At 45.8% G+C, this 12,265-nt stretch carries 8 protein-coding genes; 4 read left to right on the forward strand and 4 right to left on the reverse strand.

Translation table 11 applies throughout. The features are described from left to right. Window positions 1-458 precede the first annotated feature (458 nt). On the forward strand, window positions 459-1,493 hold the full coding sequence (locus ACESLU_RS06245) for a serine hydrolase domain-containing protein (protein WP_372636668.1): 1,035 nt from the start codon (window positions 459-461) through the stop codon (window positions 1,491-1,493). A gap of 110 nt (window positions 1,494-1,603) precedes the next feature. Continuing rightward, window positions 1,604-3,490, forward strand: coding sequence for a M61 family metallopeptidase (locus ACESLU_RS06250; RefSeq protein ID WP_372636671.1), 1,887 nt, complete (start codon window positions 1,604-1,606; stop codon window positions 3,488-3,490). Window positions 3,491-3,529: 39 nt separating this feature from the next. Here ACESLU_RS06250 and ACESLU_RS06255 read toward each other — a convergent pair whose 3' ends face one another. From ACESLU_RS06255 to ACESLU_RS06270, 4 genes are all read right to left on the reverse strand, one after another. Next, entirely contained in the window at window positions 3,530-4,525 is a 996-nt protein-coding gene (locus ACESLU_RS06255) for a sigma-54 interaction domain-containing protein (RefSeq protein WP_372636674.1), read from the reverse strand. 745 nt (window positions 4,526-5,270) lie between these two features. Further along, window positions 5,271-5,906: a response regulator gene (locus ACESLU_RS06260; protein WP_372636678.1), complete on the reverse strand. Its 636-nt coding sequence runs from the start codon at window positions 5,904-5,906 to the stop codon at window positions 5,271-5,273. Between the two features lie 626 nt (window positions 5,907-6,532). Beyond that, complete coding sequence (locus ACESLU_RS06265) at window positions 6,533-7,168, reverse strand: response regulator (RefSeq protein ID WP_372636681.1); 636 nt, start codon at window positions 7,166-7,168, stop codon at window positions 6,533-6,535. Window positions 7,169-7,477: 309 nt separating this feature from the next. Then, window positions 7,478-8,116 carry a response regulator gene (locus ACESLU_RS06270; RefSeq protein ID WP_372636684.1) on the reverse strand — a complete coding sequence of 213 codons (639 nt, stop codon included), beginning with the start codon at window positions 8,114-8,116 and terminating at the stop codon, window positions 7,478-7,480. 373 nt (window positions 8,117-8,489) lie between these two features. Between ACESLU_RS06270 and ACESLU_RS06275 the strand changes: the two genes are divergently transcribed. Together ACESLU_RS06275 and ACESLU_RS06280 are read left to right on the forward strand one after the other, a co-directional pair. Further along, window positions 8,490-11,750, forward strand: a complete 3,261-nt coding sequence (locus ACESLU_RS06275; RefSeq protein ID WP_372636687.1) for a CheR family methyltransferase — start codon at window positions 8,490-8,492, stop codon at window positions 11,748-11,750. Window positions 11,751-11,952: 202 nt separating this feature from the next. Further along, window positions 11,953-12,265: DUF72 domain-containing protein (locus ACESLU_RS06280; RefSeq protein ID WP_372636689.1), on the forward strand; the 313-nt coding region annotated here is incomplete at its 3' end.

The following is a 12,265-nucleotide window of genomic DNA, read 5'->3' on the forward strand; positions in this document are numbered from 1 at the left end:
CGTTTTTCATGCTCAGCCGTTTCTTTGGGGATTGCAACAATCACAGCGTTTTGTAAAAAGTTTAAAATTAAATCGTAAAAATATAGAAAACTACGGGGATTACAAATGTTATTTTTGATACATCGAAAATTTGTTCTGCTCTTGATATGCAAACTTGAAATTCCGGATATGGTGTCCCCTATACCGCGCCTGTATCTCCAGGCCTCTTGAGTGAGGGTCACGATTGATGTAAAAAGCGCCATGAGTAATCCTCCCGATGTGCCTGTTATTTATGGCTACTGGAGATGGAACAGCAGCATCCGGGAAGGGCCCCCCAGAATTACAAATCCCATTCAGTAAATAATCATTACGCTCTCCTGCCCCAGATAGCGCCCTCTCTCCTATCTCGGGGAAAGCGGGGAACTATCTCTTTGGAGTGTGAATTTAAAGGTATTATGAATGGTGATAAAACAGCAGTTATGGATATAAGCATGAAGCGTGTAGTTATAGGAATAATGTTTGTTTTTTGGAGTGGATTTTCTGTTTCGCAGAAAGTTGAGGCCCAGGGCAACCCTCCTTCAATAGAAGAAATTAATAATGAAGCTTCTACAATACCTTCCGTTACGAGTTTGCTCATTCAGCAACACGGGGAGCGGCTTAGCGAGGAATACTTTAACGGGATGCGAGCTTCCGAGCGCACCAATATAAAATCGGCGGCCAAAAGCATCATTTCCCTGTTGGTGGGGATTGCTATAGATCACGATTTTTTAGAAGGGATTGAGCAGCCTGTCGGACCGTTCTTTGAGGATTATTTTGAAAAACATCCCGATTCGGTAAAGCAGGCCCTTACGCTTAAAGATTTACTGACGATGCGGACCGGACTTGAAACAACCAGCTTCCATAACTATGGGCGTTGGGTGACAAGTGATAACTGGGTATGGTTTGCGCTTGATCAGCCGATGGTAGAAGAGCCCGGCGGAGATATGGTTTACAGTACGGGGACCTCCCATCTGCTTTCGGTCATTTTAACCCGTACAACGGGCATGAGTACCCGTGATTTTGCCCGGCAATATCTTTTTGATCCCATGGATATTTCTGCAGGCGGCTGGGATCGCGATCCGCAGGGCTACTACATGGGCGGAAATAACATGGCGCTCAGCCCGGCGGATATGATGAAAATCGGGCAGATGGTAATGAATGGCGGGACCTTCCGGGGAGAACGGATTGTCTCGGAAGCGTGGCTGAAGGACTCCTTCAGGACCTATACACGCAGTAATTTCAACCCCTATGACTATGGTTATATGTGGTGGAAAAAGCCGGTAGGCGAGTTTCAGGTTCGTTTCGCCTGGGGATTTGGCGGACAATATATCTTTATGATCCCCGAACTCAATGCGGTGGTCGTATTAACAGGCTCGCTGCAAAATGCAGATCAGTCCCGATCATATAAAGAACCGGTATTTGATTTGCTCAGGGAAGATATTCTTCGCTTTTTACAAGACCGTGAATCTTCTTAGTCCGAATTATTCAGGTATGTAACGTTATTTTCGTTGATCCAATTTTGTGGTTTAGCTTGAATTTGAGTGAAGAATAATGCTTGAAAGAACAGTCAAAACAGGATATATCTATGGCAAGACGCTCGAATATGAACATACGGATATATTATAAAAAACTGGTTCTTTTATTGGCTGTTGCCGTTACAGGGACAGGGTGTCAGCCGGGATCCGAGCAGGAACCCTCGCTTCATTATGACGTGCGTTTCCCCAATGCCGTTCATAATGAAGCAGAAATTACGCTTACCATGAAAAATCTGCTTCCGGGGGTCGTTACGCTGTCGATGAGCCGAACTTCACCCGGCCGGTATGCCCTGCACGAATTTGCCAAGAATGTATATAGTGTTACGGCGACCAACAGCAAGGGCGACACCCTCGATATTACGCGTCCCGACCTGCATCACTGGGAGATCAACGGTCATGACGGGACGATAAAATTTAAGTATACGCTGTTTGGGGATCACGCCGACGGCACCTATGTCGGCATTAATGAACAGCACGCTCATCTGAATATACCGGCTTCGTTTGTCTGGGCGCCGAACTTGCCCAACACGCCTGTCACCGTTGCCTTTCATCCCCCGAAAAATTCCGAATGGAAAGCGGCTACTCAGCTTCAGGAGACTGATGTGCCGATGACGTTTATGGCTCCCAATTATTATTATTTTCTGGATAGTCCCGTGGAGTTAAGCAATCACATGATCGCCGAGTGGGAGGTCCCGGGCGATACGACCGGACAGGACATTCGTATGGCTGTACATCATAACGGAACCCGGGAGGAAGTAGACCGTTATGCGGAGATGGCTCGGAAAGTGGTAGCCGAACAGGTCGCAATTTTCGGCGAACCGGCCGACTTTGACTACGACAGCTACACCTTTATAGCCGATTATCTGCCGTATGTTTATGGCGACGGCATGGAGCATAGAAATTCCACAATTTTGACCAGTCGACGTCCGCTGGAAGGAGAAGGCGCCCTGCAAAATTTGTATACCCTGTCGCACGAGTTCTTCCACAGCTGGAATGTGGAGCGTATTCGTCCCCGGGCGCTGGAGCTTTTTGACTTTATGGATGTCAACGTCTCCGGCGCGCTCTGGTTCGCAGAAGGGTTTACAAGCTATTATGATGATTTGACCATACGCCGGGCGGGTATAATATCGGACCAAAAATATGCCGCGGACTGGGCCGGGACGCTGAACTATGTGCTTAACTCGCCCGGCAACAGCTATTACAATCCCATAGAAATGAGCAGGCAGGCTCCTTTTGTGGACGCCGCTACCTCAGTCGATGCCCAAAACAAGTCCAATACCTTTATATCATATTATTCCTGGGGTGCTGTCCTCGGATTGGGGCTGGACTTAACATTGCGCTCGACCTTCGGGGATGTTACACTTGATGATTTTATGCGGAGGATGTGGGAAAAATATGGCAAGACCGAAGAGCCTTACCGGATTTCTGATTTGGAGCAGACATTGGCGGAAGTGACTGACAGCTCAGAATTTGCAGAACAATTTTTCGATCGTCATATCTATGGGGGGCGCCATGTTGATCTGAAACCATTGCTGGCAAAGGCCGGATTCCTGCTTCAGCCTGCGGATACTTCGCAGCCGGTTGTCAGTTTCGGGACTGCCAAACTAACGTATGAAGACGGTAAACCCGTGGTTGGCCGCCGGACCCAGGTCGGTAGTCCACTCTACCGGGCCGGCCTGGATAAAGGCGATGAAATTATTTCTATCGACGGGATCCCTGTTTCCAATGCCCAGGACTTGCAGGAATTGCTCAGAGAGCACCGGGCGGGAGATCAATTGCCTATTGTGTATCGTTCGCTGAACGAGGAAAAAGAAGATGTAATTCAACTGGCTGAAAATCGGGCTTTTGAGGTACTCCCCTACGAACAGGCAGGCCGCGAGATAACCGAAGAGATGGAACGCTTCCGCCAACACTGGCTGGGAAGCAAGGTGCAGTAGCCTGAGCCGGATTGTACCCAATGGAAGAAGCCTTTCCCGTTAAACATTTGGCTTTTCCGCTTCATATTTTTCCAATTTATTATGAAGCGTTTTCCTGGCAATGTTTAATATTTTCGCTGCTTCGGTCTTATTGTTGTCTACAAAATGAAGCGTTTCAGCGATAATTCTCCGCTCAACTTCTTTCAGATCCGTTCCTACCGGGATCTGCATGATATTATTTGCAGAATGGCTATTGGTAACCGGGTAGCTGTGTTTGTTTTTATGCAAGTGGGAGGGGAGAAAGCTAAGTTCGATGGTCTTCCCGTCTGACAATACGACGCAGCGTTCAACGATATTTCGTAACTCCCGAACATTGCCCGGCCAGTCATAATCCAGAAAGAGATTCATACACTCGTCGCTGAAGGTAAGCTCATCCATTTTATACATTTGAGCAAAATGATTTGTAAAGTGAGAAACCAACAGCGGGATATCACCTTTCCGGTGCCGCAGCGGGGGGACATAGAGCTCGATAACGTTAATACGATAATAGAGATCCTCCCTGAAATCCCCCGACTTTACCTGTTCGGTCAATATTTTGTTAGTCGCTGAAATGAGTGAAACATCTACCTGGATCTCCTCGCTTCCGCCCACTCTTCGAAACGAGCCGAGTTCAACGGCACGCAGCAATTTGACTTGCATGGGTTTGGGCATCTCGCCGATTTCATCCAGAAACAGCGTTCCACCGTGGGCTCGCTCAAAGCATCCTTTTTTAAGAGCATGAGCGCCGGTAAAGGCTCCTTTCTCATGACCAAATAATTCACTTTCAACGAGTTCAGAAGGAATAGCCCCGCAGTTGATGGTAACCATGGGCTTATGCGTTCGTACGCTGTGATAGTGAAATAACTGAGCCATAACTTCTTTCCCTGTGCCGTTCTCTCCAGTAACCAGCAGAGTGGCGCCGGTTTTTGCCACTAATTTGATTTTTTGAATCAAGTTCTCCATTTCAGGATTCTGAGTAATAACAACAGGTTTCTTAAATGATTTTTCTTCTTTCATCTCTTGTAACGTTTTAATTAAACATCTAAATATGGGTCACTTTAATAATGTACGGTATGATCCGTGTGGTGGAATATGCGAAGACCCTGCAATTCAAAACGGTTTTCTTTTTTAAACAACATTGAGTGCTCGCTGTTCCGGCCTGAATCATATCCCCTTCTGTTCTAATGCCTGTCTAACTTATTCTATTTTCAGTTAACTGTTAATAGGAGTAATTATAAATTATGAGTAGGATTTTGGAAGAAAATTTGTAATATTATTTATGACTTGGTTTATTTCATGGAGGACGTGGGAAAACCAGTTTTGACTCATGTCGGCGTGTTGCTCGGTTTAAATTTTCGCATACGGCTATATGCTGCGATTTCAACCTCCCTCTGGCCATGACCTTTCCCGATGCTTCGGGACTGGTTCTTCAAAGATTCTCTCATCATCAAAAATGGAATGGAAGAGTAGCTGATAATTAAGAAAAAAAAAGATACGGGGTCTGTGTCCCCCGTATCTTTAAGAGCCTGAGTCTAAGCAGACTTGCCTCTCTCTTTTTCATTTCTGTTATTGTACCCGCTTGATTTCTCTCTCCTCCTCTTTTCTCTGTTATTAATGTAGACAGTTATCATTAATATGAAAATAGCAGTTATTGGTATTCTCCTGTATTATTATTTAAATCGATATGTCATATAAATAGTTGAGGGCACATAATACATACTATACAGTGTGTGCTATATGTTATATACAAACTCGTATCCGCCTATTCTATCAAATTATGTTCGATAGCATAGCGGGTCATCTCCACATTGGAGCTCAGGTTCATCTTTTCCTTGATGCGGGACCGGTAGGTGTGAATGGTTTGGGGGCTCAGCGAAAATTCTTCCGCAATCTCCGTCACGGATTGGCCCGAGGCGATCATGCACAAAACCTGGAATTCCCGGTCCGACAGTTTTTCATGCCTGGAGGTTTTTTGGTTGATATCCACCTGGGAGGCCAGCTGTTCGGCCACTTCGGAGGTAATATATTTTCGTTTTTCCGTGGCAATTTTACGGATGGCTTTTATCAACTCTTCTGAAATGCTTGACTTGGTCAGATACCCGTATGCGCCGGCCTTCAGGGCCCGAACGGCAAACCGTTCTTCGGAATGAACACTCAGAATCAGCACCGGCAGGTCAGGATACATCTCATTAATCTCCTTCAGTATTTCAAGGCCGCTTTTTCCGGGCATGGTGATATCTAAAATCAAAATATCAGGTACTTCCCGCTCCAGGAGTTCCAAGACCTCATAGCCGTCCTTAGCTTCTGCTATTACATGGAAATCATTTTCTCCATCAACTATTCGCTGAATTCCTTCGCGTATAATCGGATGATCATCTGCAATAATAATTTTAATCATTTTTCCTTACCATACTGCTTGACAATGGTTTGAATGGTTGTGGTAATTTTCTGTCTTTTTGTAGGACTTGGTTGCATTCAACCCTTTGGTCACTTTTTTATTCATCCTCCGGTTCTGAGAAGATTGATATAATGATCGCTGATATGTTAAATTCTATTCCCTTTTACGGGATCATAAATATTGGGACAACATTTAAAAGTTAAGCTTCCCGGAAGGTGTCTTTGTCAAAACAGCGTTTTTAACTTCTGTAAACGCCGGGCGATGAGTTGTGAGTCAGCTACCGAACATTGCCTGACTCTTTAATATTAAAGGAACTGGTCTCCAACACAATAGTATACGCTTTAGATTTTATGTACTAATTTTTAAATACAATTGTCATATAACAGGCCAGAGAGATCCGGACCTCTGAAAGGGATCGTGTGAGAACGTCATAGCGTACGCATAGTTACCTTAAATGTGTTGAGAAGGAAGTTTTCGAAAGGAAGAATTAAGTTCAGAGCCGGTATTTTTCACTTCGGAAGGGTCTGTCAAATATCGGTAGCGCGGCGATGTGACTTGTGCTCGGGAAAAGTGGGAAAAAGCGGACGAGCTATTTTCCTTTCCACCTTTTCTGACATGAAGCATATCTATTCTATCAGATTATGCTCAATAGCATAACGAGCTATCTCCACATTGGACTCCAGGTTCATCTTTTCCTTGATGCGAGTCCGGTAAGTGTGGATGGTCTGGGGGCTCAGCGAGAACTCTTCTGCTATCTCTGTCACGGATTGCCCCGAGGCAATCATACAAAAGATTTGGAATTCCCGGTCCGATAGCTGTTCGTGCGGGAGGACTTTTTTGTTGATATCCACCTGGGAAGCCAGCTGATCGGCTACTTTGGCCGTAATGTATTTTCGTTTTTGGGTTGCGATTTTACGAATGGCTTTTATCAGTTCATCTGAAATGCTTGACTTGGTCAGATACCCGTATGCGCCGGCCTTCAGGGCCCGAACGGCGAAGCGTTCTTCGGAGTGAACACTCAGAATCAGTACCGGGAGTTTGGGATACTGTTCATTAATTTGTTTTAGTAGCTCAAGACCGCTTTTCCCGGGCATGGTGATGTCTAAGATCAAAATCTGAGGCATCTCCTGCTCCAGGAGATCCACGACCTCGTGCCCGTCTCCGGCTTCCCCGATTACGTGTAAATCCTTTTCCTGACGAACAACTTTTTTTATTCCCTCCCGTATCAGGGGATGGTCATCTGCAATAATTATTTTAATCATTTTTCTCCACTCTACCGTTTAACAATCAGTTCGAGTGGGTAAGTACGTATGGTTCCACAGACATCAAATGTATATGTGTAAGGATCATACATCCAAACCCTTTGGTCGCGCCGGTTTGTTAATTTTCCAGTTCTGAGATGGTTATTTTCGGGGATTCATATGTAGGAAGATTCAGCTGTCTCGATTTTTTGGTAACCCCAGAGAATTCCCACAGTGGATTCATAGTGTTGTATTGATATTATGCCCTACTGTCTCGTATGAATTAAATATAAAATAGTTCCACAATTGCCTGCATAACGTGATCTAAGATCATCCGTCTATCAGGTCGTTTTCAATAGCATAATGAGTCATCTCCACGTTAGACTCCAGGTTCATTTTTTCCTTGATGCGGGTCCGGTAGGTGTGGATGGTTTGGGGGCTCAGTGAGAACTCTTCCGCAATCTCCGAAACGGATTGCCCCGATGCGATCATGCATAAAACCTGGAATTCCCGGTTCGACAGCTTTTCATGTACGTAATTTCCATTGGTGATATCCACCTGGGAAGCCAGTTGTTCGGCCACATCATCGGTAATGTATTTTCGGTTTTGAGAGGTAATCCTGCGAACAGCTGTTATCAATTCATCAGAATAGCTTAATTTGGTCAAATACCCGTACGCACCCGCCTTTAGCGCTCGCACGGCAAATCGTTTTTCAGGATGATTGCTTAGTATGAGTACCTTCAACGTTGAATACTGCTCAGTGATTTGTTCGAGTAACTCGAGCCCATTTTTACCGGGCATCGTGATATCTAAAAGTAAAATATCAGGAGTTTTCTCTCGCAGGAGTTCCATAGCCTCCTGCCCGTTTTTAGCTTCCCCAATTACTTCTATATCAGGTTCTGCCTGGATTACTCTCTTTATTCCTTCGCGTATCAGGGGATGATCATCTGCTATAATTATCTTTATCATTTTTATTGACTTTTGGTGTCTTGATGTTCAGTAAAAAAGGGTTTGAACGGTCTAACTCATTATATGTAATTATAATAATTATACTCAAACCCGGTTCCTTACTTTTTGTGATAGTGCCCCGGTCATTCCCTCAAAATGGAATTATCCTTTTTTGTAGCAGTTATTCACATATTACGTACTAATTTATCGGATTAAATATAATAAAATTAAGTCATAAGTGCGATTTTTTACTATATAAAAATATAATAAACAGTTTATTTTTTTTGCTATTCAATGTAGATGGGTCAATTTTTTATTATCTTCTGAATCAGAAATTCTCTAAAAGGAAGAATGCCATCCCTTCTTTGAAACGAAAACGGCAGATAACTGATCAATGGTACTACATTCAGAAGATGAAAGAAAGAATGAAGATCCCTTGGTCGTCGGACTCGGAGCTTCTGCGGGGGGGCTCGAAGCCTTATCTGCTTTTTTCGAAGCGATGCCGGATTCCCCGGGCATGGCGTTTGTCGTTATTATACACCTTTCGCCTGATCATGAGAGCAGCGTTGCCAGGTTGCTCCAGGAGCACACCTCAATGACGGTTCTGCAGGTTACGGGTCGAACCCCGATAAAAGCGGATCACGTCTATGTTATCCCGCCGGGCAGTCTTTTGACCCTGCAAGATCGGTACCTGGTACTTGCCGACAGTGAAAAGAATAACAAACAACTTACGACGATTGACCTGTTTTTTCGTTCGCTCGGTAAAGCCAAAGGCCACTATTCGGCCTGCGTCATCTTGTCCGGTACGGGCAGCGACGGTAGCATTGGGCTAAAAACCGTAAAGGAGTATGGAGGCATCGTAATAACCCAGGAGTCCGGAGAGGCCGGGTATGATGGCATGCCGCGCAGTGCGGTCCAAACCGGCTTGGTGGACCTGGTCTTGCCTTTGAAGGAGATTCCGGCCCATCTGGTGAATTATAAGGAGAGTCTTAAGCAGATTAACATTCCGGATTCTGGGGAGCTGCCGGAAAATGAAACGCACGTATTAAGAGATATTTTATCTAAACTAAATGAAAAAACGGGACATGATTTTACCCGGTATAAACAGTCGTCGGTACTTCGCAGGCTTGAGCGCCGCATGAGGGTACATCGGATACGCACGCTCCCCGCCTACCTGGAGTATATCAGTCAGCATCCTCCCGAAATAAGGGCGTTATTTAAAGATTTGCTTATCAGCGTGACCAACTTCTTCCGGGATCGGGAGGCTTTCCAGGAACTGCAGGAGACGGTTATCCCTAAGCTTTTTGAAGACAAGAGTTCCAAAGACAGCCTGCGCGTATGGATACCCGGGTGTGCGACAGGGGAAGAAGCCTACTCCCTGGCTCTATTGTTGCATGAACATGCCCAGTCCCTCGACAGTCCCCCGGCGATCCAGCTTTTTGCTACCGATATCGACGAGGAGGCGCTTGATACGGCACGCAAGGGCCGGTACCCGCAGTCTGTTGCGACTGATATCACAAGTGAACGGCTTGAACAGCATTTCCTCAAAGAGGGGACGATGTACCGGGTGAAACCAACCATAAGGAGTATGATACTGTTTGCGGATCACGACCTGCTTAAGGACCCCCCGTTTTCAAAGCTTGACATGATTAGCTGCCGGAACCTCTTGATTTATCTGGATCGCGAATTACAGTCGGAAGTATTTAACCTTTTCCACTATGCTTTGAAACCGGAACAATGGCTGTTCCTGGGGATGTCGGATTCCATACTGAAAGCCACAGAACTGTTTGACACTGTTAACAGCCGGTACCAGATCTACCGGCAAAGTACTGTATCAAAATCCAGGATTCGGCTCCCGCGCTATCCCCTTTCCACAGAAGGCTTGCATTCCACTTCACCCCGAGCGAAAAAAGGGGAGCCCGGACAGCAGCTTAGTATTGAGGATCTTCACCACCGGCTGTTGTTCAAACAGTATGAACCCGCCAGTGTCATTGTTAACGCAAACCAGGAGGTACTGCATGCTACTTCGGACATTGATCGTTTTCTCAAATATTCGGGGGGAGAACCGAGCCAGAATATTTTAAAAATGGTGGTCCCGGAATTGCGCAAAGTGCTCAGTCGTCTGCTGTTCCAGATAAAACAGGATGACAACACGCTGAGCTCTAAAAAAGTGCGGTTCAACGGTAACGACGCTTCCCGTTTTTGCAAGGTGGTCGTTCGAAAGATCGTCGAACCGAAGGCTCCGGAGGGATTAATCCATATTGTTTTTATGGAAGTCCCTGCGTCTGTCCATGAGTACCCCCGGGCGTTTGAAACTGTTGATGAAGAGTCGGATGTTGTCGCAGCCCTCGAGAAAGAGCTGGAATATACCCGGGAGCAGCTTCACATAACCATTGAGGAGTATGAGACCTCTAACGAAGAACTCCATGCGTCGAACGAGGAACTCCAGTCGATGAATGAAGAGCTGAGATCCACGACCGAACAGCTCGAAACAAGTAAAGAGGAGTTGCAGTCGGTAAATGAGGAGCTCAAAAGCGTAAATGCGGAGCTCGAACATAAAATTGAAAAGCTTGATGAGGCGAACAGTAACTTCAAAAACCTGATGGAGGCTACTGAAATCGCCACTATCTTCGTTGATAGAGATAACCACGTGCAGTTTTATACGGAGGCAGCTACCGACCTCTTTAACCTGATTCCCGCTGATGTGGGACGTCTTTTCAGGCATATCACCCATCAGCTCAACTATAAATCGGTATTAAAGGATATCGACCAAAGTAAGGATAGCCTGGAAACAATTAAAAAGATCGTTTCGGACGAGGATGACCGTCAATACATTATGCGGATACGTCCCTATCGCACGGTGGCTAACAAAATGGACGGGGTCGTACTCACATTCGTGAATATTACCCAGCTTAAGAAAGTGGAGGAACAACTTACCAAAGAGGTGGAACGCGGTAACCGGTTGCAGCGGGAAATCCTGAGCAACAGTCTCTCGGAACGGTGGGAACTCGGGGCATACCTGCACGACAACCTGGCCCAGATACTCGTATCCATAAAGATTCTGGTGAATGAAGTTAAGGCTCAACTGTCCGCCGCCGATAACCGTGGCGAAACCTCTTCTATTCTTACCGATATAAATAATCTCATCGACATACAGATTGAGAACATTAGAAACGTAAGTCACGATATCATTCCGATCGACGTTGAAGAAGAAGGCGTTTCACATGCTTTTCACCTACTGATGAGGCGGTCGCAGGAAATTCACGAGATAAATTGCACCCTGAATACCAACGGCATCCTGAGTCAAATTACAAACCGGGAACTGTCCACGCATTTGTACCATATTACCCAGGAAGCCATTAAAAACGCCTCGGTCCACGGCGAGGCCGATCGAATTTTAGTCACGATCAACGAAGTAGAGGAACGGTTGTGTTTAGAGGTCAACGACAACGGAATCGGGTTTTCCTCCGCCGAAAAAGACAGTGAAGGGATGGGGCTGCGGATCATGAAGCACCGGGTGGAATTGATGGGAGGTGTATTTACGGTATCGATGCTGCCTGATTCGGAAACATTTACCACCGGTATCCGCTGTACGTTCCCGATCGAATCTGTCAGGCAGCCCCCCGAAGAACGCGAGTCCCCTGCAAATGAATAGAGCATACGATTCGTTTTTAATGTTGGATAGCTGTTAAACAAAACGGCTGTTGATCGGTAGAGGTGAATTTTGCAAATTCCCTTAGCATTGCCCGTGTTCAGCAGGAACTTCGGTCCTTCGGGATGGGAGATGCCGGCGGGTTAGTCGTATATATCGTATATATAATGTATCATATGTATATCTGTTCAATGAGTCCGAACACATGGCGATCACAAAATATCATATCGGGTGCACGGGTTGGAGCCTGCGAGACTGGGTGGGTAACTTCTTTACCGATGATGCAAAACAGAGTGATTTCTTAGCGCAATATGCATCCGTCTTTAATGCCGTAGAGGGGAATACGACTTTTTACAACATCCCGGACGAGCAGACCTTAAAAAAGTGGGGCAAAGTCACTCCAGACGGCTTTAAATTTTGTTTCAAATTCCACCGGTCCATTACGCATAAGCGGCGTTTAAATGATGTTGAGGGTGAGGTGATGCGATTCCTGGAGGTCTTCGATCCCATTGCCGACC

It is taken from the genome of Fodinibius sp. (genome assembly GCF_041642155.1).
In the GTDB taxonomy this organism is placed as follows: domain Bacteria; phylum Bacteroidota; class Rhodothermia; order Balneolales; family Balneolaceae; genus Fodinibius.

Coding starts and splice junctions, on each gene's coding strand:
- ACESLU_RS06265 (WP_372636681.1), bottom strand. CDS start 7,168: ATGATTAAAATAATTATTGCAGATGACCATCCCCTGATACGGGAGGGA.
- ACESLU_RS06260 (WP_372636678.1), bottom strand. CDS start 5,906: ATGATTAAAATTATTATTGCAGATGATCATCCGATTATACGCGAAGGA.
- ACESLU_RS06255 (WP_372636674.1), bottom strand. CDS start 4,525: ATGAAAGAAGAAAAATCATTTAAGAAACCTGTTGTTATTACTCAGAAT.
- ACESLU_RS06245 (WP_372636668.1), top strand. CDS start 459: ATGGATATAAGCATGAAGCGTGTAGTTATAGGAATAATGTTTGTTTTT.
- ACESLU_RS06270 (WP_372636684.1), bottom strand. CDS start 8,116: ATGATAAAGATAATTATAGCAGATGATCATCCCCTGATACGCGAAGGA.
- ACESLU_RS06275 (WP_372636687.1), top strand. CDS start 8,490: ATGGTACTACATTCAGAAGATGAAAGAAAGAATGAAGATCCCTTGGTC.
- ACESLU_RS06250 (WP_372636671.1), top strand. CDS start 1,604: ATGGCAAGACGCTCGAATATGAACATACGGATATATTATAAAAAACTG.